The sequence below is a fragment of the Halobellus sp. Atlit-38R genome (assembly GCF_003665925.1).
Lineage (GTDB): Archaea > Halobacteriota > Halobacteria > Halobacteriales > Haloferacaceae > Haloquadratum > Haloquadratum inordinatus.
Window position 1 is genome coordinate 126712 of record NZ_QXIJ01000006.1, and the last position, 25289, is coordinate 152000.

Genomic DNA, 25289 nt, shown 5'->3' on the forward strand with positions numbered 1-25289 from the left:
ACCACGATTCGGGGAAAGTACACACGGGAGTGGAAGCCTTCTTGTGCGATGCCGACGCCACTTCGGCGTATGACGAGCGTCAAGGAGTTCCGCGTCGACGCGGAACCGACGGCGTCCGACCTCGGGCGCGGACGGTTCGTGTTCACCGACCAGTACTCCGTCTTCGACTGGGGGGAGATGCCCGATCACGTCCCGAACAAGGGCGCGTCGCTGTGTACGATGGGCGCACACAACTTCGAGCGCCTGGCCGATCACGACGTCCCGACGCACTACACGGGCGTCTATCCCGCGGACGCGTCGGCCGGCGACGACCCCGTCGCCCTCGAAGCGTGCGAGGAACCGCCGACCGAGATGGCGATCGAACTCACGCAGGTGCCGGACCTCCCCTATCTCGGCGACGACGAGTACGACTACGACGCCTACCACGATGCCGCCGGCGAGAACTACCTGATCCCCCTAGAGATCGTCTTCCGCAACACCGTTCCCGCGGGATCGAGCCTCCGGTCTCGGGGAACGCCCGCCGAATACGGCCTCGACCTCGCGTCGTGGCCCGACGAGGCGGTCGACCTGCCGGAGCCAGTCGTCGAGTTCTCGACGAAGTACGAAGAACAGGATCGCTACCTCTCGCGGCCGGAGGCCGACCGGATCGCCGGCGTCGCCGCCCTCGACGACCTCGAAGACCTCGCGCTCGCGGTGAACGAAGTCCTGAACGAACGCGCCGCCGAACGCGGGTTCGTCCACGAGGACGGCAAAATCGAGTGTCTGTATCACGACGGCACCATCAAAGTCGCCGACGTCGTCGGTACCTTCGACGAGAACCGCTTCTCCTACGACGGCCAGGAGGTCTCGAAGGAGGTCGTCCGGCAGTACTACAAGCGGACCGACCCCGAGTGGGTCGACGCCGTCTCCGAGGCGAAGTCGCAGGCGCGCGAGGAGGGCGTCGCCGACTGGCGCGGCCTGTGCGACCGCTCGCCCGAGTCGCTCCCGGCGGACGTTCTCGAAGCCGTCGCGGACCTCTATGCGGCCGGGACAAACGCCTACACCGGGTCCGCGTGGTTCGAGGCGCCCGACATCGACGACGCGGTCGCCCGCGTCCGCGACCTCTGAGACGGTTTCACCACGGCGCGTTCTCCGCCACCGTCTCGATCAACTGGACGTAATCGAGCGCGAACCAGAGGAGTAACGCGCCACCGAGGAGGACGAGGAGGACGTAGCACAGATACTCGACCTCCTTCGCACGGAACGGAGACGGCCTCATAGCAGGCAGGGCGGGCGTGAACGTGGCAGTCGTCCGTTCATTTTTGCAGGTGGACTCACGGACGTCGAGCATAGCACGTGAGTGGAGTCACTAAAAGAATCGGCGTGCCCGACCGTATCAGTCGTCGGCCGGGTCCGGAACCGACGGCGACTCGGGCGCGTTCCGAAGCGCCGAATCGAGGTCGTCGACGGGGCCGTCGGGGTGGGCTGCCTCGGCGTCTCCCGAGAGACCGAGCTGGTAGTCCTCGGCGTCGGCGCTCTCGCGGAGACTCGTCCGCCCACGGTGCGAGGAGACGGCGTCGTCCAGATGCAGTCGGATGGCTTCGAGGAACGCCGCCGCTTCGAGCGGTTGGCCGCGCTCGCGGAGTTCCTCGACGGACGCGTCGTCGGGGACGTCGAACACGCGCTGGGAGATGATCGGCCCCTGGTCGAGGTCTGTAGTGACGTAGTGGGCCGTGACACCCGCGATCCGGACGCCCTCTTCTTTCGCCTGCCGGTAGGCCTTCGCGCCGGGGAACGCCGGCAGCAGGGAGGGGTGGACGTTGATGATGCGGTCCTCGTAGCGGAAGACGACCTCGGGGCTGAGAATGCGGATGAAGCGCGCGAGCGCCACGAGGTCGACGTCGTAGTCGTCGAGCACCTCCAGCAAGTGGTCTTCGTCGGGGACGCCGGTCTCGTCGCCGACGTCGACGAACGGCACGTCGTAGGCGTCCGCCAGGGGTTCGAGATCGTCGTGGTTCCCGATCACGACCGCGATCTCGGCGTCGAGCCCGCCGTCGGCGCGGGCCTGCAGGAGCGCTTCGAGGCAGTGACTCTCTTTGGTCACCAGCGCGGCGATCCGGCGCGTCTCGCGGTCCGTCGGGAACCGGACCTGGATGTCGACGCCGAGGTCCGCGCCGAGGTCCGAGAGAGCATCTCGGAGCGTCGACTCGGTGCAGACCATCTCGGAGGTGTCCGCGTGCAGCGTCATCCGGAAGACGCCGTCGCGGACGGCCTGGTCGATGTCTTCGACGTTGATTCCGCGCTCGAACAGCAGCGTCGTGACGTTCGCGACGAGTCCCGTCTTGTCTCCGCCGACGACGGTGATTTCGGTCAGATCGTTCGTCATCGCTTCCACCTCGCTGCCGCGGCGCGCGGTCTCATCGGTCGATGCGAATCCAGCGACGGCTAAAAGCGTTTCTTTCCATTCCGAGTAAATCCTCCAAACACTGAGACGTCCCTCCCACCGATATCACGTTCGTGTATACCCGAACCAGTCCAAAACGTCTTTTACACACGACCGCGCACTACGATTCGATGACGACGTACACCGCGACGGTGACGGTCCGCCTCAAGCGGGGCGTGTTGGACCCCGAAGCCGAGACGACAAAGCGCGCGCTCGAACGTCTCGGATTCGAACTGGAGGCGCTCCGCTCTGCGGACCAGTTCGAGCTCGATCTCGACGCCGAGTCGGCCGACTCCGCGGCCGACCGCGCCGACGAGATGGCCGAGCGACTGCTCGCGAACCCGACGATCCACGACTACGACGTCGAGGTGACGGAAGCCTGATGAGCCTCCTTTCCTCGACACCGACCGTCTTTGCCCGCCACGGAGGTCGGTCTCTGTGACGGTCGCTGTCGTCCAGTTCGGCGGCTCGAACTGCGACCGCGACGCGGTCCAGGCGCTCGCACACGTCGGCGTCGACGCCGAGCGCGTCTGGCACGAAGACGGCCTCCCGTCGGATATCGACGGCGTCGTGCTCCCGGGTGGCTTCTCCTACGGCGACTACCTCCGCGCGGGCGCGATGGCCGCGCACTCGCCGATTATGAACGACGTTCGCGACGCCGCCGAAGACGGCGTCCCGGTGCTCGGCGTCTGCAACGGCGCACAGATCGGCTGTGAGGCAAAACTGACCCCGGGTGCGTTCACCACGAACGCGAGCGCACGCTTCCAGTGTGAGTCGGTCTACCTGCGCGTCGAGAACGCCGACACGCCGTGGACCGCCGCCTACGACGAGGGCGACGTCGTCGAAATCCCGATCGCGCACGGCGAAGGCCGCTTCGAGATCGCCGACGATCGCTACGACGACCTCGTCGCCGAGGACCGCATCCTGTTCCGGTACTGCGACGCCGACGGCAACGTCACCGCCGACGCGAACCCCAACGGCTCGCGCGGGAACGTCGCCGGCATCACCGGCGACCACGAGAACGTCGCGGTGCTGATGCCCCACCCCGAGCGCGCGACGCTGCCCGACCTCGGTCGGAGCATCGACGGCCAGGGCGTGCTGTCCGCGTTCGCCTGACCGACGCGACCCGTAGTTTCGGACAGCCGCTTGGGAGGAGACCGACCCGTCGGCGAGCAGAAGGCGACCGGTCGCCGAGTCGAAGCCGGCCGGTCGGTGGAGATATTATATCGCTGCGATATAATATTCACTGTGATGTCATTCGGGACGAACGTCCGCCGATTGCCCACGGAGCGCCCCCTCCTCGCGCTCGTGCTGTCGATTCTGCTCGTCGAACTCGTCGGCGCGTCGGGCGCGGTTTTCACCGCACAGGGCCTCGGCACGTGGTACGACTCGCTCGTCCGACCCGCAGTCGCGCCGCCAAGTTGGGTGTTCGGGCCCGTCTGGACCACGTTGTTCGCGCTGATGGGCACGGGACTGTGGCTCGTCTGGCGGCGGGCGACCGACGCGCCCGGTGCGGTCCGCCTCGCCGTCGTCGTGTTCGCCGTCCACTTCGTCTTCAATCTGGGTTGGTCGGCCGCGTTCTTCGGACTGCAGGCGATCGGTCTCGGTCTCGCGGTCATCGCCGCGCTCTGGGTGCTGATCGTCGCGACGATGTGGGCGTTCGCACGCGTCGACCGACGTGCGGCGCTGCTGCTCGGTCCCTACCTCCTCTGGGTGAGCTTCGCCGCGTACCTCAACTACCGCTTTTGGGTCCTGAACTGATCAGACACAGATTCCGACGGCTGCGTCGATATCGCGACAGCGACGTCTATCACGACAGCGGTGTCTATCGTACCAGCGACACCTACCGCGCCAGTGGCATCCCGTAGCTCGTCTCCTCGTCGACGACGTACTCCCAGGTGGCCTCGCACTCACAGGAGACCTGCGAGAACACCGCGGGGTCCTGCCGCTTGTCGAAGTCCTTGATCGCTTTCTGGACCCGGTCGTCGCACTCGCCGCAGTTGTGCGGGCCGCGGTCGGAGCCGTGGCCGACGGGGTCGGAGACGACGATGGCGTCGACGTCCGCGGTCGCTTCGAGGACCTCGGCGACCGACCAGAGCCACGGCGGGCGGTAGCCGCCGCGGAAGAACAGTTCGTCGACCATCGTGTACCGCTGGACGTTCGTGGGATTCATCGAGACGGTGTGACAGCCGTCGACGGCGGCGCATCGCTCGACCGACGAGATCATATCGTCGATCGCCTCCGACTCCGAGAGGAACGGCGGCTTCATCAGCAGGTAGGCTTTCACGCCGGCGCTGACGCCGTCGGCGTCGATGTCGGCGTCGCGGGCCTCCGCGCAGGCGGCCTCGAAGTCCGCGAAGTCGAAGTACTTGTTCACGCAGTCGTGACGGACGCGGTCGGTCGCAGTCTCCAGTCCGATCGCGACGTCGGTCGAGAGGCCCACGTCGGTGAACTCGGCGATCTTCTCCTTGTCGACGAAGTCCGGCAGCGACTCGACGACGATCCGCTCGCGGTCGGAAAACGTCTCGGCGATCGCCTGGCGGCTCTCGGCGCCGACCTCGCGCTCGTCGAGGAACGACCCGGAGGTGTAGATCTTGATGAGGTCTGCGGGTTCGTCCGCATTTTCCGCTTCGTGTTCGAGACAGACGTCGATCTGATCCATCAGCGCCTCGTGGGAGACGCTGCCGCCCTCGACGGACTCGGCGACGTAGCCGCACATCGTACAGCCGCCGGCGCGGGCCCACCGGCAGCCGCCGGTGTTGAGGATGATCGTGAGCGAGTTGACGACCCCATCGGGCGTGTTGTCCTCGTCGAGCCAGACGCGCGTCGGCTCGTGAGGGTCGTAGTGTTTCTCCTTCTCCGACCGGATCTCTCGCATCACCTGATTGTGGGCGTCCATCCCCTTCCCGTGCTCGTAGACCTCGGGGCTCGGCTGACTCATTGCGCGTCTGTAACCGACGAGTCGGTAAATCTCCGTCGTCTGTGCGCCGGATCGGTGGACGTGGGGATCCCGACGAGTGCTCCGCCAACGATCACGTAACTCCTTCCGGTTACCCCGTGGTGGCAACGACTAACAGATTTCCGCCCCTATGAAACAATGGACATTAACAATGACTGATCTGGGAGGATTCAACGACCACGTCGCTCGCGTCGACCTCACGAGCGGCGACGTGCAGTACGAGGGAATCGACGACGAGGACGCGCGCAAGTACATCGGCGGGCGCGGCCTCGGCGTGAAGTACGTATTCGATCAGGGCGTCGACGTCGACCCCGAGGGACCGGAGAACCTGCTCGCGTTTATGAACGGCCCGCTGACGGGGACGCAAGCGCCGATGAGCGGCCGCATCGCCGTCTGTACGAAGTCGCCGCTGACGGGGACAGTAACGGACTCTCATCAGGGCGGCTGGTCGGGCGCTCGACTCAAGTGGTCCGGCTTCGACGGCCTGCTCTTCGAGGGCCAGGCCGACGAGCCCGTCTACGCCTACGTCGAAGACGGCGAGGTCGAACTGCGTGACGCCTCGGAGCTGTGGGGACTGGGCGTCCACGACGCGATGGACAAGATCGAAGCGGAGCACGACGGCACGTTCGGCCGGAACCTCTCGGCGATGGCCATCGGCCCTGGCGGCGAGAACGGCACCAAGTACGCCTGCATCATCAACGAAGACGACCGCGCCTCCGGGCGCGGCGGCACCGGCTGTGTGATGGGCTCGAAGAACCTGAAAGCCGTCGTCATCAAATCCGGCACGAAGATGCCAAAGCCCGCAGAGCCGGAGACGTTCACCGAGGGCTACCAGCAGGCGATGCAGCTCATCCGCGAGTCCGACATCACCGCCCCCAACGAGGGTGGACTCTCGCTGTACGGGACGAACGTCCTGATGAATCTCACCGAGGAGATGGACGGGCTGCCGACCCGAAACGGGAAGTACACCTCGACGCACTCGGAGGCGGAAGCGGAGCCGGACGAACCCAACATCGAAGCCGAAAAGGTCTCCGGTGAGAACGTCCGCGAGAACATCCTCGTCGACGAGCCGACGTGTCACTCCTGCCCCGTCGCCTGTAAGAAGGAAGTGGAGGTCAACTACACGCACAAAGGCGAGGAGATGAACGTCCGCGGCGAGTCCTACGAGTACGAGTCGGCGTTCGCGCTCGGCCCGAACTCGATGAACGACGACCGCGACAGCATCGCCGTGATGATCAACAAGTGCAACCAACTCGGCATCGACACCATCGAGGCAGGGAATATGATGGCGATGGCGATGGAGATGACCGAGCAGGGCAAACTCGACGACCTCGACGAGGGGCTGGAATGGGGCGACACCGAGCGGATGATCGACCTGCTCGAGGAGATCGCCCACCAAGACACGGAACTCGGCAAACTCCTCGCGAAGGGCGCACGCCGCATTGCGGAGGAGCGCGACGCCCACGACAACTCGCTGGCCGTCAAGGGGCAGACGATCCCCGCCTACGACCCCCGCGCGATGAAGGGGATGGGCATCGGCTACGCGACCTCGAACCGGGGCGCGTGTCACCTGCGCGGGTACACGCCGTCCGCAGAGATCCTGGGCTTCCCGGAGAAGGTCGATCCGACCGAGTGGGAGGGCAAGGGCGAACTCTGTGCGCTCTTCCAGGACCTCCACGCCATCTCGGACTCCTTCGACATCTGCAAGTTCAACGCCTTCGCGGAGGGTATCGACGAGTACGTGGCGCAGTACAACGGAATGACCGGACTCGACGTCACCGAAGACGAGCTGATGGAGACCGGCGACCGCATCTACACCCTCGAACGGTACTACAACAACCTCGCCGGCTTCGACGGCGACGACGACTCGCTGCCGGGCCGGTTCATCGAGGGCGAGGAAGCCGTCCCCGGACAGGGCGGCTCCGAGGGGCAGCTCTGTGAGCTCGAAAAGATGAAAGACGAGTACTACGAGCGCCGCAAGTGGGTCGACGGCGTCGTCACCGACGAACGCCTCGACGAACTCGGCATCGACGTCGGCCCGGGCACGGGCGTCTCCAGCGGCGACAGCCAGGCACCCGCCGACGACTGATCAAGCGGCAAGCGGTCTCGGACCGTTTCACAGGGTCAACACGGCAAAGTTGATTTTCGTGCGGTCCTGACGCCGAACTGCGGCCGCCGTCGCAGCGCAGTCGAGCGCCCACGCGGCGTCGCTCGGGGAAACCCGACGCGAGCGGGCGGGGTCGAACCACGCGAACCCGCGTTTTCACGGGAGATTCGAGGATCAAGAGCGACGCTGCCGCACAGCGGCGAACCGGACGCTGTCGGTGACCGACTAGTCGTCGCGCTCGACCCTATCGAGCGCCACGAGCACGCCGCTCGCGTTCAGACGCTCCTCGGCGCTCGCCTTCTGCTCGCCCCAGACTTCGACCAACTCCGAGTGGTTGGCGAAGAAATCGATTACGGCCTCGTCGTCGTCGAGTTCGGCGCGCTTCTGCCGGACCGCTTCGACCCACTCGACGAGCGCGCGCTTGTACTGTTCCATCAGGGCGACGTCGTACTCCCGCGCGCCGAAGTGCCCGAAACAGAGCGTCTCGGGGTCGAGTTCCTCGATCTTGCGGACGTCCGCCAGGCACTGTTCCAGGTCGAACTGCGGCGGCGGCGAGGTCTGTCGGACGACGTCGCGTTCGGGGACGTAGATCCCGGCGGCGTCGCCGGTGAAGAGCAGGCCGTCCTTCGAATCGAAGAAGATCGTCTGGTGGGGGGCGTGGCCGGGTGTGTGGATCACCGAGAGCGTGCGGTCGCCGAGGTCGATCTCGTCGCCGTCGACGAGCGGGTCGATCTGCGATTCGGGGACGGGCACGGGCTCGGCGTAGTACTCCCAGAGGTCGCCGACGGCGTCTTTCGTGCCCGCGACGAGGCGCTCGGGGTCGACGAGGTGCGGCGCGCCGATCTCGTGGGTGCGGACCGTCGCGTTCGGACACGCCTCGGCGAGGTAGCCCGCGCCGCCGGCGTGATCCAGGTGCGCGTGCGTCGGGAGGATGTGCCGCACGTCCTCGCGCGCGATGTCGAGTTCGTCGAGCGCGTCGAGGAGGTACTCGTGGTTGCGGCCGAGGCCCGTGTCGACGAACGTCGGTTCCGCGGCGTCGATGATGTACACCGAGCCGTAGCGCGGAATGCCGTGCGTCCCGACGTCGACGTAGTAGACGTCGTCCGTTCCCTCGACCGGGGCGAGGTCGCCGATAGCCATAGCGGAACCGGCGACGCGCGGCGAAAAAAGCGTTCCGTCCGGGCGAGGCCGTCGATCGGTCGTCGGGGTCGACGCAAACCGCCACCCGTTTATCTCACGCGGCCGACGCTCGGGTATGAGCGAGACACTCGACGAGGATCTCTACCAGCGCACCCTCAGACTGCTCGAACCCGGCGACATCGAACTCGTCGGTGCGATCGTCCACACCGACCTCGCTGGGCAGGAGGATCTGGAGATGCACGAACTCACCGTCGACATCAACGACGTGATCTCAGAGCACGCCGAGAAGGGCGAGACGTACATCTACGCCGGCAACGACACCGACGAGTTCGCCTCGAATCAGTTCCAGGGGCTGACCCTCGACGGCGAGGAGTTCGTCTGGGAGTGCCAGCAGTTACTCCGCGAGGGCGCGTTCGATCTCGTGTTCTACTACGAAGCCGGCCCCGAGCAGGAGACGCTTGCCAACGATCTAGCGGCCCTGGATCACGTCGAACGCGTGACGACCGTCCCGTAGCGACCGGCGAATCCCCTCGTTTTCGACCCCTTCGAGACGCTTATCCTCCCGGAACTCCGAGCGTCGGGTATGAGCGAGGCAGACGCGGACGTCGCGGGGCTTTCGGAACTCGATCGCGCCGCGGTCAACGCCTTTCAGGGCGGCTTTCCGGTCGTCGAACGGCCGTTCGAGCCGGCCGCGGCCGCGCTGCGCGAGCGCGGAATCGACGTGACCGCGGCAGAGCTACTCGAACGCATCCAAGATCTCGACGAGTCGGGCGTGCTGAGTCGGTTCGGCGCGCTCGTGAACGCCGAGGAGATCGGCGGCACGGCGACGCTCGTCGCGATGCACGCGCCCGAGGAGCGCTTCGACGAGGTCGCAGAGACCGTCAACGCGCATCGGGAAGTCGCACACAACTACGAGCGCGAACACCCCCATCTCAATATGTGGTTCGTCGTCAGCGTCGCCGACGAGGACCGCGTCCGCGAGGTGCTCGACGAGATCGAAAACGAGACCGGCCAGGAGACGTACAACCTCCCGAAACAGCAGGAGTTCCGCGTCGAAGCGAAGTTCCTGCTCGACGGGCCGATCCCCGACGGCGACGTTGACCTCTCCGATCTGGGTCCCGACGTGACGCCGACGGACCAACAGACGCTCACGCCCGAGGAGCGCGACCTCGTCGTCGAGATCCAGGGCGGCCTGCCGGTGACGGCGACGCCGTACGCCGACGTCGCCGACGCGATCGGCGCCGAGACGGCGTGGGTCGTCGAGACGATCAAGCGCTTCGAACAGGAGGGCAAAGTCCGGCGCGTCGGCGTCGTCCCGAACCACTACGCGCTCGGCTACACCGAGAACGGGATGACCGTCTGGGACGTCCCCGACGAACTGGTCGCGGAGGTCGGCCCCGCGGTGGCGTCGCTGCCGTTCGTCACGCACTGCTATCACCGTCCCCGTCACGAGGGCGTCTGGCCGTACAACTTCTTCGCGATGACGCACGGCCGCTCGGAGGCCGAGAGCGACCGCCGCATCGAACAGGTGCGCGATCGGATGGCCGAGTACTGGGACGTCGACGAAGACGACTGGGACTCGCTGTTCTCGACGCGAATCCTGAAGAAGACGGGCATCCGACTCGACGAGCGAGCCACGGCGAACACGGAGTGATTCGCCGTGCAACGCGAGGGAGCCACAGACAGATGATTCCGCTGTACCACGATTTCACCGACGAGACGGTGCTCGTGTTCGGTGGCGGCCGCATCGGCGCGCGGAAGGCCCGCCGCTTCGCCACCGAGGCGACGGTCGTCGTCGTGAGCCCTGACTTCGGCGAGTACGATTTCGGCGACGCGGACCTCGTGCGGGCACGCCCCGATCCCGACGGCGTCGAGACGTGGCTGGATCGAACGGAACCGGCGCTCGTCGTCGCCGCGACCGACGACGACGACGTGAACGATGCGGTCGCCGCCGCCGGGCGGGAGCGAGGCCTGCTCGTCAATCACGCCGACCGGAGCGTCGGCGGTGACAGTGCGGTCGACGGTGACAGTGCGGTCGACGGTGACACATCCGACAGTAGTGACGAGGCCGACAGCGACTGCACGGCTGACAGCGACGACGATGCCGACGGAGACGACGGAACCACCCGAAGTGCGACCGACGTCGTCGTGCCGGCGACCGTCGAGGACGGCGATGTCCGGGTCGCAATCTCGACCGGCGGGCGGAGTCCGGCGCTCGCGAAGTATCTCCGCGAGCAGATCGAAGCGGAGATCGATGGCGCAGAGTCGATGGCGGCGCTCACAGCGGACCTGCGCGCGGAACTGAAGGCGTCTGCTCTCGATCCATCGACGCGTCGTGATGCGATTCGAGCGGTTGTTCGAGAGCCGCTGGTTTGGAAGGCTTTACGTACGGGGGAATCTAATCCCCGCCAAGAGGCGACACGCGTGATACGGAACACGACGGGGGGTGACCGATGGACACGGGAGTGATCTGCGGGACTCGTGTGTCGCACGACCGCGCCAGCGTCGACCAAATCGAGGCGGCCACAGGCGAGGACGTACGCAGCGTCGTCGAGACGCTTCTGGACTCCGAGGGTGTCAGCGAGGCGTTCGCGATCCAGACGTGCAACCGCGCAGAGGCGTACGTCGTCGCCGACAGCGTCGATGCCGGGCGGCGTGCGCTCGAACCGCTACACGAGGACGTCGACGACGACGTCGTCGTCGAGATGGGCCACGAAGAGAGCCTGCGGCACCTGATGCGAGTCGCCGCGGGACTCGAATCGCTCGTACTCGGCGAGGACCAGATCATCGGCCAGTTCAAGCGCGCGATAGAGATCGCTCGCGGCGCCGGTGCGCTCGGCCCGGCGTTCGAGACGGGGCTGACGAAGGCGGTCCACGTCGGCGAGCGCGCTCGCACCGAGACCGGAATCAACGAGGGCGCGATCTCGATCGGGTCGGCCGCCGCACGGCTGGCCGAGACGGAAATCGATCTCGACGGCGCGACGGCGCTCGTGATCGGGGCCGGCGAGATGGGCAAACTGACCGCGGAGGCGCTCGCGGACGCGGGCGTCGCAGAACTCGTGATCGCGAACCGGACGGTCCCGCACGCCGAACATCTGGCGTCGACCGTCGAGACGGCCGCCCGGGCGATCTCCCTCGAGGAGATCGGTGGCGTACTCGGCGATGCGACCATCGTCGTGACGGCGACGAACCATCCGGACTACCTCCTGGATCCGACCGACATCGACGACGCGGGCGAGACGCTCGTGATCGATCTCGCGCAACCGCGAGACGTCGATCCCGAGGCGTCGACGATCGAGCAGGTGATCGTCCACGACATCGACGCGCTGGAATCGGTGACCGAGGAGACGAAAGCCGCCCGGAAGGCAGCCGCCCGTGAGGTCGAGGCGATGATCGACGATGAGTTCGATCGGCTTCTCGACGCCTACAAACGCCGTCAGGCCGACGAAGCGATCAGCACGATGTACGAGGCGGCCGAACAGGTCAAATCCCGCGAGGTCGAGACCGCGATCACCCGGCTCGAATCCCAGGGCGACCTCACCGAGGAGCAGCGCGAAACCGTCGAGTCGATGGCGGACGCACTCGTCGGGCAGTTGCTCTCGGCGCCGACGAAGAGTCTCCGCGAGGCCGCCGTCGAAGACGACTGGTCGACGATCCAGACGGCGATGGCGCTCTTCGATCCGGAGTTCGGCACGGTCTCGCGATCGCGGACACGAGCCTCGGCCGACCGACGCGAGGTCGCAGAGGAAACAGCCGACGCTGAGCGGACGTCGACGGACGCCGAGGGAAACCCTAACGACGCGGGCGAGGAAGACGTCCCGCCGTACGTCCTCGAAAGCGTCTCCGACGACTGATCCTGTTTCTGCGACTCGCCGCCCGGACGCTGCGGAGACCCCGCCGAACCGGAGACATCCCGTAGTTTCGGGGTAACGGGGCGAACCATTATGCGCCCAGCGAGTGACACGTAGCGTATGGCTGAACTACTCTCCGACGACGAGATCCAAACGCAACTCCCCGACCAGTGGGAACGCGACGGCGACGAGATCGTCCGGACCTACGAGTTCGACGACTACCTGGCCGGCATCGCCTTCGTCACGCACGTCGGCGAAGTCGCCGAAGAGGAGTTCCACCACCCGGAGATCCGGGTCGGCTACGAGGAAGTCGAAGTCAGACTGACGAGCCACGAAGAGGGTGGCATCACCGAGAAGGACATCCGGCTGGCGAACCTCTTCGACGCCGAGTACTGACGTGCACGCCGCGTACGTCTTCCGCGTCGAGGCCCGCTTCGAGACGGCCCCGGGCGTCAGCGTCACGCCGGAGACCGTCGAAACGGTCGTCGAAGTCGCCGCCGATCCGCCCGGTGACGGCGAGTGGCTGTTCTTCCGGGACGTGCTCTGGCGCGGCGAAATCGGCGACGAGAGACACGCTCGCGACCTCGCGGAGTCGTGGCTTTCGGTCCCGGCCGACCGCGTGAGCTTCAGCGAACTCAAACTCGACCAGGAGTACCGCGAGGCGCTCGAAGCGGAAATCGCGTCGAACCCCGAGCCCTTCAACGGCGATCCGCCCCGCGACGTGCTCCATCGACACCTCGGCTCCAGCATTCGAGTCGTCGACTCCTGAGAATCGTCGATTCCTGAGGGTCGACGAGCGAGGATCCGTCACCGATCACGGCTCGAATCGACCGATTCGAATTCGACCCGACGAAATACACTTACGCGGGGGCGTCCTATAGCCGGTCCAATGGTCCCCTCCGACCCCGACGCCGACTACGACTTCTGGCTGTTCGACCTCGACGGCACGATCGTCGACGCCGAGTGGTCCTACACCCGCGAGGTGTTCGACCGCGTTGGCGAGCGTCTCGGCCGGGAGTTCACCGACCGGGAGGCCGAGATCGTCTGGCACGGCCTCGGCGGAGCGCGAGACCCCCAGCTCCGGGCGTGGGGGATCGACCCCGAGGAGTTCTGGCCGGCGTTTCACGCCGTCGAAGACCCGCAGGCCCGCGCGGAGGCGACGTACCTCCACGACGACGCCGCGGCGTTAGTCTCTGAACTCGTAGCCGCCGACGTCCCGGTCGGGGTGGTGACGCACTGCCAGGAGTTCCTCGCCGAACCCGTGATCGACCACCTCGACGTCGGGGACTGGTTCGACGCGTTCGTCTCCTGCACGCCCGAAATCGGGTGGAAGCCCGACCCGGCCCCAGTCCAACACGCGATCGAGCGGTTGGGGCTGGACGCCTCACAGCCGGGGCGCGGCGTCCTCGCGGGAGACGGTGCAAGCGACGTCGAGGCGGCCTGGAACGCCGGCCTCGAAGGGATCCACGTCGAGCGGCACTCGCCACACCGACGCGGCCGCTGCGTGCTCGCGGATTACCGCGTCTCCTCGTTCGACGAACTGTCCCGTGAGATCCTCGGTAGCAACGTCGCCGCCGACGGCGGCACGGTCGAGTAGCGCGGCCGACCCGGGTGAGGAGCGCAGCAGCCGACAGTGTTCAGGAGGTGTCGTGATCGTACCCGGAGAGCGACGCGAAGAGGTCCGAGGCGGCCTCTAGTTCGGCGGCCAGTTCTTCGACGCCCGTTTTCTCGACGCGGTCCGGGTTCGCACGCACGCGAACTGGCTCCGTACCGAGCGGGACGAAGTCGAGTCCGAGAGCGTCGGCCGTCGCGCGGAGGCCGAGTCCAGCATCGGCGTTTCCGCGGGCGACCGCGCGTGCGGGACTCTCGAAGCCTTTCGTTCCGACGCCGTAGCCGCGAATCGCGTCGGTGAGGTCACGTCGAGAGGCGTCGCGTTCGGTAGCCAGGTCCTCGATCGCAGCGTCGAGGCTCGAACGGATCCCGGCGTCGCGGCCTCGGTTGACGAACGCGAGGTCGCGATCCACGAGGTCGGCGAGGCCGTCGACGCGTTCCGGGTTCCCCGCCGGCACGACGAGTCCCCACTCCCGGGTCCAGCCGCCGAGGTCGACGGTCTCGACGTCGCGGTCGACCGGGCCGGCGACGACGGCGACGTCCGGGATCGTATTGGAGAGTCGACGCAGTCCCTCGCGGCTCCCGACCGGGAGGAATCGCGGATTGTCGAGGCGGTCGAGCAGGCGCGAGAGCGCGGGGTCGTCCTCGCCGACGGCCAAGAGCGTCGGCGCGCGCACGTCCGGCGAGAACAGTTGGACCTCGACTTCCTCCCCTTCGCCGAGATACTCGGTGTCGGGATCGACCGCGACGACGCCGTCGGCTTCGACGAGAGAGGTCGTCGCGCCGGAGCCCTTGTCGACCGGGTAGACGAGCGTCTCGCCGTCCGCGTCGGTCACGAGGCCGGCGGGCATCAGGCGGAGTCGCCCCTCGGCGTAGCGCTCGCGGCGGGCCATCCGGCCGCGCACGGTCGCGGTCTGCGGTTCGGGGAGCGCTGCGGCCTCGCGGATCGCGGGCGCGACGAACGTCCGGAAGATGGTGAGCGCGGAGACGGGATAGCCCGGCAGCCCGACGTAGGCGCTGTCGCCGAGTTCGCCGATGAGCATCGGCTTGCCGGGTTTGACCGCGACGCCGTGTAAGAGGAGTTCGCCGCGCTCTTCGACGACCCGGTAGATCACGTCGACCGCCGAGGCCGAGGTCGACCCCGAGGAGAGGACGAGGTCGCACTCGTCGGCCGCCTCGAGGAGCAGCCGCTCCATCTCCGCGTAGTCGTCACCGGCGTGGGGGTACAGTTTCGCTTCTCCGCCAGCCTCCTCGACGCCCGCGGCGATCGTGTAGCTGTTCACGTCGTAGATCTCGCCGCGCTCGCTGTGGAGGTCCTCGCCCGGTCGGACGAGTTCGTCGCCGGTGGAGACGATGCCGATCGTCGGCGTCCCACGGACAGGGACCTCGTCGAGACCGAGCGCCGAGAGCAGGCCGATCTCGCGGGGCGTGAGTCGCGTCCCGGGGCCGAGCGCCCGCGCGCCGGCCGCGACGTCGGTGCCGGCGAGCATCACGTTGTCGCCGGGCGCGACCGCGTTGCGGACGGCGACCGCGCTCGGTGTCTCCGCATCGGCGTCGGTCAGTTCCTCGGTCCGCTCGACCATCACGACCGCGTCCGCGCCGGCAGGCATCACCGCGCCGGTCGAGATCTCGGCCGCCTCGCCCGCACCGACGTCGACCTCGGGTTCGGTGCCCGCGTGGACCGTCCCGACGAGGTCGAACTCGATCGGGTCGGCCTCGTCGGCCCCGAAGGTGTCGCGACCGCGGACCGCGTAGCCGTCGACGCTCGCGCGGTCGAACCCGGGGACGTCGAGGTCCGCGTCGATCCGTTCGGCGAGGACGCGACCGCGCGCCTCCGCCAGCGGGACCGTCTCGGAGTCGGGCGCGAGATCCAGCGACGCGATGGCCTCGCGGGCGACCTCCGGGTCAGCGAGGTCGCGGAACTGCTTGCGGTCGCTCACGCAGACCACTCCCAGTGTTCGACCGTCACGGTCTCACCGACGTCGAACCCCTCGCGACCCTCGGGAACGACGACCCAGCCGTCGGCCAGCGCCACAGACGAGAGGACGCCCGAGCCGGAGGCGCGCGTCGGCGTCGCGGTCGAGAGGCTCGACGCGTCGTCGTCGCCGCCGAGGTCGTCGCCGTCGTTCCCGCGTCCATCGTCGTCGACTGTGACGCGGGCGAACGTCCGGACGCCGGGTTCGCTCGGGATCTTTCTGGCGAGTTCGGCCTCTGTGGTCGGCGGCGGATCGTCCGGGAGGTGACCGACGTACTTCAGCACGGGACGGAGGAACTGGACCGCGTTGACGATGGCGGCGACGGGGTAACCCGGCAGCATCACGATCGGCGTGTCCTCGACAATGCCGAGCGCGACCGGGTGCCCCGGCTTGAGCGCGACGCCGTGGACGAGCACCTCGCCGAGGTCGTCGACGACTTCGGGCAGGAGGTCGCGCGCGCCGACCGAGGAACCGCCCGTCGTGACGACGATATCTTTCGTCAGGTCCCGCTGGATCGCCGCGCGAAGGGCCGACTCGTCGTCGGTGACGACGTTGCGGTACGTCGGCACGCCGCCCCAGCGGTCGACGAGGCGCGAGACAGTCAGGCCGTTGGTCTCGATCACTTCGCCCGGCTCGGGGTCGTCTTGAACTAACTCCTCGCCCGTCGGGATCACGCCGACGGTCGGGCGTTCGTAGGCGGTGACGCGGTCGACGCCGACCGATTTCAACAGGCCGAGATCGGAGGGGCGCAGGCGGTGTCCGGGCTCGAACAACTCTTGGCCGTCCGCGACGTCCTCGCCGACCGGCGCGACGTTCTCGCCGTCGGTGACGGCGTCGAACACTTCCAGGTCGTCGCCGACGTGCTCTGCGTGCTCGATCATCACGACGGCGTCGGCACCCGCGGGGAGTTTGCTCCCGGTGTGGACCCGAACAGCAGTCTCGGGGTCGACGGGCGTCTCCGGGACGGAGTGCGGTTCGGCGTCGGCGACGCGGAGGATGCCCGGAGAGCGGTCCGACGCGCCGAAGGTGTCGCGGGCGCGGACCGCCCAGCCGTCCATCGCCGCGCGGTCGTAGTTCGGAACGGCCCGCGGCGATGAGACCGGTTCGGCGAGCGCGCGGCCGTCCGCTGGAACGAGCGAGAGCCGCTCAGTCCGCTCGTGCGGCGTCGCCGCGTCGAGGAGTCGACGACGGGCGTCGGCCACTCGCGTTCGGTCCTTGAACCCGGCCGATCGGCGGTCGGGAGGCGTCTCGTCGGTGTCCGCAGAATCCATACCGGAGGTTGCGGGCGCCAGTACAAAAAGAACCGCGCCACAAGAGCAATGCCGACGCACCGTTGGTGGGGCGAGCGGGACCGCCGATCGGCCACTGCGACAGCCGACCGGAAACGGCCGTCGCCGGGCGCCCCGGACGCTGTATAGCTTTTGTGGCCGATATTCGCTAGCACAACCGCGGCCTTTTTCGACCCGCCGGTCTAACTCTCGTCTATGTCAGCCCTGCGGGACGCGCTTCAGGAACTGCCGGAGTCGGTGTTCGCCGATCTACTGGAGTCCGACGACGCCTATCAGATCGTGCTCGACCTCCCTGGAGTGACTGCCGAGACTGCCGAACTCCGAGTCGACCGCGGACGACTCGTCGTCGAAGCGCGACGCGAGAAGGACGTGCCTGCGGAGTTCCACTACGTGAGCGAGGAGCGAGCGCTGTTCGTCGACGTCGAACTCCCCCTCCCGCCGGACGCGACCGGCGCGGGAGCGTCCGCGGAAGTCGACCGCGGCGTGTTCACCGTGCGCGTGCCGAAGCGGTCGGCCACGCCGGAGCAGACCATCCCGATCACGTCGGCCGGAGACGACGCGTAACCGTCGGGTGGTCAAGCTAGTGAATCTCCGTGCGTACTGGCGGTTTCTCGTCGTCGTTCGACAGTTCTTCCCCCTGATCGTCGCGTACACGCGTGACCGTCGGAAGTACGTCCTCTTCGGCGGTCGGCGGAGCGTCGACGCCAAGACGCGCGTCGAGCGCGCAGAGATCCTGCTCGATTCGCTTTTGACGCTCGGCCCGACGTTCATCAAACTCGGGCAACTGCTCTCGACGCGGCCCGACATCCTCCCGGCGGAGTACATCGACGTCCTCTCCAGTTTGCAGGACGACGTGCCGCCGGCCCCGTGGGAGGAGTCGAAGAAAGTCATCGAAGCCGAACTCGGGCCCGTCGACGACGTCTTCGAGGACTTCGACCGCGACCCGATCAGCGGCGCGAGTCTGGGACAGGTGTACACCGCGACGTACCAGGGCGAGCCAGTCGCGGTGAAGATTCGACGCCCGGGGATCGAAGAACTCGTCGAGGCCGACCTGCGCGTCATCCGCTGGTCGCTGCCGCTCATCCGGCGGTTCATCGGGCAGGGGCGGGCGTTCTCGCTGGAGAACCTCTCCGACGAGTTCGCGAAGACGATCCGCCAGGAAATGGACTACAGCAGGGAAAAGCGGATCCTCGAAGAGATCCGCGGGAACTTCGCGGACAGCCCCGAGATCCTGATCCCGCGGCCGATCGCCGCGCGCTCGGGGCCGCGCGTGCTCACGATGGAGTACCTGCCGGGGACGAAGATCAACGACATCGAGACGCTCGATGCGAAGGGCATCGACCGCACGGAACTGGCGACGACGCTCCAGCGCGTCTACCTGCAGATGATCGTCGCGGACGGCGTCTTCCACGCCGACCCCCACCCGGGGAACCTCGCGGTGACCGACGAGGGCAAGATCATCTTCTACGACTTCGGGATGTCGGGAACGGTCGACTCCTTCATCCAGAACAAGATCGTCGATTTCTACGTCGCCGTGGCGAACCAGGACATCGACGCCATCCTCGACACCCTCATCGAGATGGGGACGCTCTCGCCGGACGCCAACCGCCAGGTAATGGGCGACGTGATGGAACTCGCGATTGCGGACGCACGGGGTGAGGACATCGAGCAGTACCGAGTCCAGCAGATCATCGAACAGGTCGAATCGACGATCTACGAGTTCCCGCTGCGGTTGCCGCGGGACCTCGCGTTGATCCTCCGGGTCGCGACCGTCGTCGAGGGCGTCTGTGTCACGCTCGACCCCGATTTCGACTTCATCTCGGTCGCGACCGACTACCTCGAAGACGAGGGCTACTACGAGGAGACGGCGCGTCAACTGATCGAGCAGGGCGGCCGGCAGGTCCAGCAGACGACGCGAGCGCTCTTCGAGGTGCCGCCGAAGATGAACCGGACGCTCGATCGGATCGACAACGACAACCTCACTGTCAACGTCCGGCTCGAGGACGAGAACGACGTTCTCGACCGGCTGGCGCGCCGCATCGTCTACGGCCTGTTCGTCGCTGTCGGTGCCCTCTCGACGGCGATTCTCTACACCTTCGATGCGACCAGCGTCGTTCCGGCCGCGGTCGCTGCCGTGCTGACGCTGCCGCCGCTGTTTGCCCTCTACCGGTCGTTCCGGAGCAAGCGCGGCATCCGCGCGAAGCCACAGTTCACCCGGCAGAGTATGCGCGAGCGCCGCGAGGACTGAGAGGGATTCTCGGAAGTCTCCATAGACTCCTCGCCGGACGATACGGCGAGAATCTTCGAACAGTTACGATACCTATGAGATCGCAGCGGGACGGCGGGCCGACCCGGGTGGTGTCCGCTCTCTCTCGCCGTTATCACAGTTGATGATTTGACACGTACCTTTATTCGGAGTAGCGCCAAACCGAGAGATATGACGCGGTGGCGGTCCGTCGCAGCTGGGTTTGCGCTCGCGGCCTGTAGCGAGGCCCTCGTGTTCGGGGCCACCGGACGTGTGACGCTCGTCGGCGGCCTGGCGGGGAGCGCGCTCGCTGGCTATCTTGCCGGCGGCGACTCCGCGGACGGGGCGTGGCACGGGCTCTTGACGGCGATGGCCTGGGGAATCGTTCTCATCCCTGGGCTGGTCGTGCTCTCTGTTGTCTCCGACGTGCCGCTTCCGTTCCCGATGGAGTTCCTCCTCCCGTTTCTGAACACGGCCGGTGAGGCGACGACGATGATCCTGCTGACGGCGAGCCTTCCGAACGTCGCGACCGGCGCGCTGGGAAGCGTCGCACGGCGACAAGACGACCGCACCCGGAGCCGCGACGATCGGTCCCAGCAGCGACCGTCCGATGGGGACCCCGACGAGATTTGACCGCGCTCGCCCGTGTGCGATTTCGTCGCGTAGCCGAAGTCTCGGGGCGTTTCCAAACCGTTTATACCGAGCACACGACAATCCCGACGTATGCCGAAAGAGCAAAAGCAGGTCCGCGAACTGCAGGAAGGCAGCTACGTGATGATGGAAGACTCCCCCTGTAAGATCAACGCTTACAGCACCGCAAAGCCCGGCAAGCACGGCAGCGCGAAGGCTCGAATCGAGGGCCGTGGCGTCTTCGACGACAAGAAACGCTCGCTGAGCCAGCCGGTCGACGCGAAGGTCTGGGTCCCGATCATCGAGCGCAAGCAGGGCCAGGTCGTCTCCGTGACCGACAACGACGCGCAGATCATGGACCTCGACACCTACGAGACGTTCACGATGCGCATCCCCGAAGACGAGAACCTCTCGCCCGACGACGAGATCGAGTACCTCGAGTACGAGGGCCAGCGGAAGATCGTCTGATCGGAGATGTTCCCAGGGGCGACCGCATCGCGTGGCAATGCCGCGTACGTCGTCGTGGGCGCCCCGCTGGATATCTCGACTTCGTTCCGACCCGGGACTCGCTTCGGTCCCGAGAGAATCCGGCGGTTCGCCCGGCCGTTCGACGACTACGACCGGCGAACCGACCTGCGCTTTTCCGACTGTGCCGTTCACGATCAGGGCGACGTCCGCGCGTGGGACGACGCTGCAGAGTACCTAGCGTGGCTGACGGGCGAACTCCGCGACGTCGTCTCCGAGGACGCCGTCCCGCTTCTCCTCGGCGGTGAACACACCGTCACGGCGGCCGGCGTCGACGCCGTCTCGCCGGACGTGTTCGTCTGTCTGGACGCACATCTCGACCTCCGCGAGGCGTACGACGGCAACGAGTACAGCCACGCGACCGTCACCCGGCGGATTCTGGACGATCACGGCGCACTCGACACCGGCGTCGACGAGGCGATCGTGCTCGGTGCCAGAACCGGCTCGCCCGAGGAGTGGGACCGGGCCGACAGCGAGGACGTGACCGTCGTCCCACCCGAAGACGTCCCCGCGTTCGACCTCGAATCGCACCTCGACGGCCGCACGGCGTACCTGAGCGTCGACGTCGACGCCGCCGACCCCGGATTTGCACCGGGCACCGGCACGCCGGAGCCGTTCGGACTCGGTCCGCGGGAGATGCGCGAGGTCGTCCGCGCTGTGGCTCCGCACGCCGCGGGCTTCGACGTCGTCGAGGTCAACGATCGCGACGACGGCCAAGCGGCGTCGCTGGCGGCGAAACTGAGTCGGGAGTTCGTGTACTCGCACGCGGCGTCGCGATAGCGTCTGCTGCCGCAGTTGACCACTTCGTGTCGTCACCGAACGAGATCCGGTGCTCGCGAGCCGCTATGGGGCGCTCTGTCTACCCTGCCTGTCGTCGATCCGGAGTTCGTACCACTCCAAGTCGAGTTCTTCGAGCGGCTGTTGGAACACGTCGAGCGATGCGATCTTCGCGTGCGCAGCGAAGATCCCCGCAGCGGTGGCCGTCTGGGAATCGGGGATCTGATGCAGCGTGCCGCGGACGACCGCGCTGCGCCACTCGGTGATCGATTCCCACTCGTACACCGACAGCGAGACGGGGTTGTCGGCCTCGATGAACGAGGCCTTGGTGCTGTCCGCGCCGAACGCGAACTGGAAGATGCAGCGGTCACGCGAGCGGTCGTAACCGTACGAGACCGGAAACGCGTACCCGCCGCGCTCGCTTCCCAGCGCCAGCGTCCCGAGCCCCTGGGCCTCCAGAAACTCCGTTAGCGCATCGTCGTCCATCGCGACGCCGTACTCTTCGAGGGGCATTGTTCTGTGTCTTCGATTCGACAGGATCCCTAATAAGCCCCGGTGTGGAACGATAGGCTCTATCCGACGGCGTGTGATGGCTCTCGTATGCAGCTTGCGACGCTCGCCGACGACCTGGACGATCAACTCGACACGGACGCCTACGCCGACGTCGACGCCAGCGCGAATGGCCTGCAGATCGGCCCCGACGAGGGGACCGTAGAGCACGCCGCGTTCGCGGTCGACGCCGCCGCAGCGACGATCGAAGACGCCGCCGACGCGGGCGCGGACGTGCTCGTGACGCACCACGGCCTGATCTGGGGCGGTCTCGACCGCGTCACCGACCGCGAGTACGACACCATCAGCGCGCTCGTCGAGAACGACATCGCGCTGTACGTCTCGCATCTCCCGCTCGACGGTCACGACACGCTGGGGAACGCCGCAGGGCTCGCCGACTACCTCGACCTCGACGAGCAGGAGCCGTTCGGAACCCTGGGTCCGGTAACGATCGGCCAGCAGGGCCGTGCCGCAGAGTCTTACACCGTCGCGGAACTGCGCGATCAGCTCTCGGGGCTCGATACGGGCGGCCAGGAGCCACAGGTGCTCGACTTCGGTCCCGACGAGATCAGCGAGGTAGCGATCGTCACCGGCTCGGGCGCTGACTGGCTCGGCGAGGCGGCCGACGCGGGCGTCGACGCGCTCGTCACCGGCGAAGGGAAACAGCAGGTGTACCACGAGGCGCGCGAAGCGGGCATCCACGTCTTCCTCGGCGGTCACTACGCGACCGAGACCTTCGGCGTCGAACGCCTCGCCGATCTCGTCTCCGAGTGGGGTGTCGAGACGACGGTGCTTTCGCATCCGACCGGCTTGTAACCGTTACGGCCAATCGTTATCACCCGAGATAATCGGCGGGTCGGCTTTTTATCCGATGTGTCGTTAAAAAGTGTAGATGCAACGGTCAGGACTCTTCGAATCCATCCGGTCGAGCTATGGGGCAAAGCTCGGCGTCGCGTTACTCGCTGTCGTCGCACTCGTCGTCGGGTTCGGCGTCGTCGTCCAAGAGGAGACCTCGGCGACACTCCAAGAGGAGGTCAAAGGCGAGTTGAGCACGTCAGCGGCGGCTCGGGCTGCGGAACTCGATACGTGGATCAGCGGCATCGAACGACAGACGCGGTTGCACTCGACGAACCAGGTTCTCAAGTCTGGTGACCGCGGCGAGATATCGGCGCATTTGACCGAGACGGTCGATCGCGAGGCCGTCCCCGAGGGCGTCGTCGCGGTGCACTACTACGACAGAGAGTCGAAAACGATACTCGCGAGCTCGATGGCCAAGATGGAAGGCGTCGACACCGCCGAACAGGGGGCGGCGTTCGCGACGGACCCGCCGGAGTTCAGCGGTACGAACGACGTGGCCGTCACGTCGCCGTTCACCGTGCCGGTCGTCGACTTCCCGGTCGTCTCGGTCATCTCTCCGATAGAGGGGACGAACGGCAAGGCGCTCGTCTATATGATCAACCTCGAAGCGCACACGCGGGCGTTCGCCGACGCCGCGGGCCAGGGATCGACTGTCGTCGTCGACAGCCAGGGCCGGATCGTCGCCCACCCCGACAGCAAGCAACTCCTGAGTTCCTACAGTCGCGACGTCTCGGAGCTCACAGACGGCGGCTTCATTCAGGGTGACGAGCAGCTCGTCGCCGGCTCGGGAATGGAAGCGGTAGACTGGACGGTCCTCGTCCGCACCGAGCGGGCCGAAGCCTACGCGCTGGGCTCGCAGGTCACGTCGTCGATTCTGGGCCTCATCCTGCTCACGCTGGTGAGTTTGGCTTTCGTCGGCGTCGTCGTCGGATCGAACACGATCGTGTCGGCGCGATATCTCGCTCGACGCGCGAACGCGATGGCAGAGGGCGATCTAGACATCGACCTCTCGACGAGCCGGACCGACGAGTTCGGCACGCTCTATCGCGCCTTCGACGAGATGCGCGGAGAGTTGCGCTCACAGATCCGCGCAACCGAGCAGAAAAACGAGGCGATCGAACGGAAGAACGAGGCGCTGGAGACGACCGCCGCGGAGTACGGTAACGTGATGGACGCCGTCGCGGACGGCGATCTGACGCGGCGACTCGACCCCGACACCGAAAACGAGGCGCTTGCGGACATCGCCGTCTCGTTCAACGAGATGCTCGATGCGGTCTCGGAGACGATGGCGGAAGTCAAAGCCTTCTCCGAGCACGTCGTCACCGCCGCAGAGCGCGTCGACGACGGCGCCGACGAGGTTCGTGAGGCGTCTGCGCAGGTGACGACGGCGACGACGGAGATCTCCGACGGGGCCGAGCGACAGACGGAGGCGCTACACGAGGTCTCGACGGAGATGGACGCGTTGTCGTCCTCCGCAGAGGAGATCGCCGCGACCGTCGACGAGGTCGCACAGGCCTCAGAGCGCGCCGCGGACGTCGGCGAAGAGGGACAGGCCCACGCCGAACGCGCCATCGACGAGATGGACGCGGTCGAGCAGACCACCGCAGAGACCGCCGCAGAAGTGACCGCGCTGGCCGAGGAACTCGATGCCGTCGGGGAGGTCGTCGAAGTGATCACTGACATCGCCGCGGAGACGAACCTGCTCGCGCTGAACGCCTCGATCGAGGCCGCGCGAACGGGCGAAGCAGGCGACGGATTCGCTGTCGTCGCCGACGAGGTGAAGCAGCTCGCAGAGGAGACGGCGACGTCGGCCGCCGAAATCGAAGAGCACATCGAACAGATCCAGGCCCGCGCCGACGAGACCACGACGGCGATGATGGAGACCCAAGAGCGGATCGAGAGCGGCGTCGGCACCGTCGAGTCCGCGATCGACGCGCTCGACAACGTCGCGTCGGCCGTCGAGGAGACCGACGACTCGATCCAGGAGATCCGCGATGCGACGGCCCAGCAAGCGTCCTCCGCGACCGCCGTCGTCGACCGCGTCGACGACGTGGCGGCGATCGGCGATCAGACCGCCGAGGAGGCGACCGCCGCAGCAGCAGCAGCCCAACAACAGACGAGTACGATGCAGAGCGTTAACGACGCCGCCAACCGACTCACAGAACAGGCACGCGAACTCCGGACCGCACTCGAAGACTTTACCGTCGCGAACGAACACGAGGCGGGACAGTTCGGAGGTGGCGCCGGACGCGGCGCGGGTACAGCGAGGTCCAACGCTGCCACTGGAACGACCCTGCGGACCGATGGCTCCGACGACCCGGAGTCCTGGACCAGCGGAGGGGGTGACTGA

General features: G+C 66.9%; 26 protein-coding genes. 19 read left to right on the forward strand and 7 right to left on the reverse strand.

The window, feature by feature from the left end; all coding sequences use genetic code 11:
* Positions 1-69 precede the first annotated feature (69 nt).
* Positions 70-1107, forward strand: a complete 1038-nt coding sequence (locus D3D02_RS10310) for a phosphoribosylaminoimidazolesuccinocarboxamide synthase (RefSeq protein WP_121569898.1) — start codon at positions 70-72, stop codon at positions 1105-1107.
* A gap of 7 nt (positions 1108-1114) precedes the next feature.
* Here D3D02_RS10310 and D3D02_RS20635 read toward each other — a convergent pair whose 3' ends face one another.
* Together D3D02_RS20635 and D3D02_RS10315 are read right to left on the reverse strand one after the other, a co-directional pair.
* Positions 1115-1258 carry a hypothetical protein gene (locus D3D02_RS20635; RefSeq protein WP_158599351.1) on the reverse strand — a complete coding sequence of 48 codons (144 nt, stop codon included), beginning with the start codon at positions 1256-1258 and terminating at the stop codon, positions 1115-1117.
* A 117-nt stretch (positions 1259-1375) separates the two neighbouring features.
* On the reverse strand, positions 1376-2365 hold the full coding sequence (locus tag D3D02_RS10315; protein WP_121569899.1) for a formyltetrahydrofolate deformylase: 990 nt from the start codon (positions 2363-2365) through the stop codon (positions 1376-1378).
* A 188-nt stretch (positions 2366-2553) separates the two neighbouring features.
* Here D3D02_RS10315 and purS point away from each other — a divergent pair, with 188 nt between their 5' ends.
* The 3 genes from purS (at position 2554) to D3D02_RS10330 (ending at position 4183) form a co-directional block, all read left to right on the forward strand.
* Positions 2554-2805: a phosphoribosylformylglycinamidine synthase subunit PurS gene (purS, locus tag D3D02_RS10320; protein WP_121569900.1), complete on the forward strand. Its 252-nt coding sequence runs from the start codon at positions 2554-2556 to the stop codon at positions 2803-2805.
* A gap of 55 nt (positions 2806-2860) precedes the next feature.
* Positions 2861-3538 (forward strand): phosphoribosylformylglycinamidine synthase I, encoded by a 678-nt coding sequence (purQ, locus tag D3D02_RS10325; RefSeq protein WP_121569901.1) that lies wholly within the window; start codon positions 2861-2863, stop codon positions 3536-3538.
* A gap of 135 nt (positions 3539-3673) precedes the next feature.
* Positions 3674-4183 carry a TspO/MBR family protein gene (locus tag D3D02_RS10330; RefSeq protein WP_115821717.1) on the forward strand — a complete coding sequence of 170 codons (510 nt, stop codon included), beginning with the start codon at positions 3674-3676 and terminating at the stop codon, positions 4181-4183.
* Between the two features lie 82 nt (positions 4184-4265).
* On the opposite strand, the gene D3D02_RS10335 is transcribed toward D3D02_RS10330, so the two are convergent.
* The gene (locus tag D3D02_RS10335; protein WP_121569902.1) at positions 4266-5363 is read right to left on the reverse strand and encodes an archaeosine biosynthesis radical SAM protein RaSEA; all 1098 of its coding nucleotides are present in this window, start codon (positions 5361-5363) and stop codon (positions 4266-4268) included.
* Between the two features lie 169 nt (positions 5364-5532).
* Here D3D02_RS10335 and D3D02_RS10340 point away from each other — a divergent pair, with 169 nt between their 5' ends.
* Complete coding sequence (locus D3D02_RS10340) at positions 5533-7470, forward strand: aldehyde ferredoxin oxidoreductase family protein (RefSeq protein WP_121569903.1); 1938 nt, start codon at positions 5533-5535, stop codon at positions 7468-7470.
* A gap of 243 nt (positions 7471-7713) precedes the next feature.
* Here the strand turns inward: D3D02_RS10340 and D3D02_RS10345 are convergent, their stop codons facing one another.
* Positions 7714-8628, reverse strand: coding sequence for an MBL fold metallo-hydrolase (locus D3D02_RS10345; protein WP_121569904.1), 915 nt, complete (start codon positions 8626-8628; stop codon positions 7714-7716).
* Positions 8629-8743: 115 nt separating this feature from the next.
* On the opposite strand from D3D02_RS10345, the gene D3D02_RS10350 reads away from it, so the two are divergent.
* The 7 genes from D3D02_RS10350 (at position 8744) to D3D02_RS10380 (ending at position 14076) form a co-directional block, all read left to right on the forward strand.
* Positions 8744-9142, forward strand: a complete 399-nt coding sequence (locus D3D02_RS10350; RefSeq protein ID WP_121569905.1) for a DUF5778 family protein — start codon at positions 8744-8746, stop codon at positions 9140-9142.
* Between the two features lie 69 nt (positions 9143-9211).
* Entirely contained in the window at positions 9212-10282 is a 1071-nt protein-coding gene (locus D3D02_RS10355) for an Lrp/AsnC family transcriptional regulator (RefSeq protein WP_121569906.1), read from the forward strand.
* A 32-nt stretch (positions 10283-10314) separates the two neighbouring features.
* On the forward strand, positions 10315-11097 hold the full coding sequence (locus tag D3D02_RS10360) for a bifunctional precorrin-2 dehydrogenase/sirohydrochlorin ferrochelatase (protein WP_121569907.1): 783 nt from the start codon (positions 10315-10317) through the stop codon (positions 11095-11097).
* On the forward strand, positions 11082-12482 hold the full coding sequence (hemA, locus tag D3D02_RS10365) for a glutamyl-tRNA reductase (RefSeq protein ID WP_121569908.1): 1401 nt from the start codon (positions 11082-11084) through the stop codon (positions 12480-12482). Before D3D02_RS10360 ends, hemA begins: the two co-directional genes overlap by 16 nt.
* Positions 12483-12599: 117 nt before the next feature.
* Positions 12600-12875, forward strand: a complete 276-nt coding sequence (locus D3D02_RS10370) for a 4a-hydroxytetrahydrobiopterin dehydratase (RefSeq protein ID WP_121569909.1) — start codon at positions 12600-12602, stop codon at positions 12873-12875.
* Position 12876: 1 nt separating this feature from the next.
* Positions 12877-13248 carry an LWR-salt protein gene (lwrS, locus tag D3D02_RS10375; RefSeq protein WP_121569910.1) on the forward strand — a complete coding sequence of 124 codons (372 nt, stop codon included), beginning with the start codon at positions 12877-12879 and terminating at the stop codon, positions 13246-13248.
* 120 nt (positions 13249-13368) lie between these two features.
* Entirely contained in the window at positions 13369-14076 is a 708-nt protein-coding gene (locus D3D02_RS10380) for an HAD family hydrolase (RefSeq protein ID WP_121569911.1), read from the forward strand.
* 40 nt (positions 14077-14116) lie between these two features.
* Here D3D02_RS10380 and D3D02_RS10385 read toward each other — a convergent pair whose 3' ends face one another.
* A complete protein-coding gene (locus D3D02_RS10385; RefSeq protein WP_233560635.1) occupies positions 14117-16030 on the reverse strand; it encodes a molybdopterin biosynthesis protein in 1914 nt (637 codons plus the stop codon).
* Positions 16027-17337, reverse strand: a complete 1311-nt coding sequence (glp, locus tag D3D02_RS10390; RefSeq protein WP_121569913.1) for a gephyrin-like molybdotransferase Glp — start codon at positions 17335-17337, stop codon at positions 16027-16029. Before glp ends, D3D02_RS10385 begins: the two co-directional genes overlap by 4 nt.
* 213 nt (positions 17338-17550) lie before the next feature.
* On the opposite strand from glp, the gene D3D02_RS10395 reads away from it, so the two are divergent.
* From D3D02_RS10395 to D3D02_RS10415, 5 genes are all read left to right on the forward strand, one after another.
* The gene (locus tag D3D02_RS10395; protein WP_121569914.1) at positions 17551-17919 is read left to right on the forward strand and encodes an Hsp20/alpha crystallin family protein; all 369 of its coding nucleotides are present in this window, start codon (positions 17551-17553) and stop codon (positions 17917-17919) included.
* 7 nt (positions 17920-17926) lie between these two features.
* Complete coding sequence (locus tag D3D02_RS10400) at positions 17927-19603, forward strand: AarF/ABC1/UbiB kinase family protein (RefSeq protein ID WP_121569915.1); 1677 nt, start codon at positions 17927-17929, stop codon at positions 19601-19603.
* A gap of 189 nt (positions 19604-19792) precedes the next feature.
* Positions 19793-20233 carry a DUF5518 domain-containing protein gene (locus D3D02_RS10405; protein WP_158599352.1) on the forward strand — a complete coding sequence of 147 codons (441 nt, stop codon included), beginning with the start codon at positions 19793-19795 and terminating at the stop codon, positions 20231-20233.
* 90 nt (positions 20234-20323) lie between these two features.
* The gene (locus D3D02_RS10410; RefSeq protein WP_121569916.1) at positions 20324-20698 is read left to right on the forward strand and encodes a translation initiation factor IF-5A; all 375 of its coding nucleotides are present in this window, start codon (positions 20324-20326) and stop codon (positions 20696-20698) included.
* Positions 20699-20704: 6 nt separating this feature from the next.
* On the forward strand, positions 20705-21535 hold the full coding sequence (locus D3D02_RS10415; RefSeq protein ID WP_121569917.1) for an agmatinase family protein: 831 nt from the start codon (positions 20705-20707) through the stop codon (positions 21533-21535).
* Between the two features lie 63 nt (positions 21536-21598).
* Here the strand turns inward: D3D02_RS10415 and D3D02_RS10420 are convergent, their stop codons facing one another.
* Positions 21599-22045 (reverse strand): pyridoxamine 5'-phosphate oxidase family protein, encoded by a 447-nt coding sequence (locus D3D02_RS10420; RefSeq protein ID WP_121569918.1) that lies wholly within the window; start codon positions 22043-22045, stop codon positions 21599-21601.
* An 87-nt stretch (positions 22046-22132) separates the two neighbouring features.
* On the opposite strand from D3D02_RS10420, the gene D3D02_RS10425 reads away from it, so the two are divergent.
* Together D3D02_RS10425 and D3D02_RS10430 are read left to right on the forward strand one after the other, a co-directional pair.
* Positions 22133-22897: a Nif3-like dinuclear metal center hexameric protein gene (locus tag D3D02_RS10425; protein ID WP_121569919.1), complete on the forward strand. Its 765-nt coding sequence runs from the start codon at positions 22133-22135 to the stop codon at positions 22895-22897.
* A 76-nt stretch (positions 22898-22973) separates the two neighbouring features.
* Entirely contained in the window at positions 22974-25289 is a 2316-nt protein-coding gene (locus tag D3D02_RS10430; RefSeq protein WP_121569920.1) for a methyl-accepting chemotaxis protein, read from the forward strand.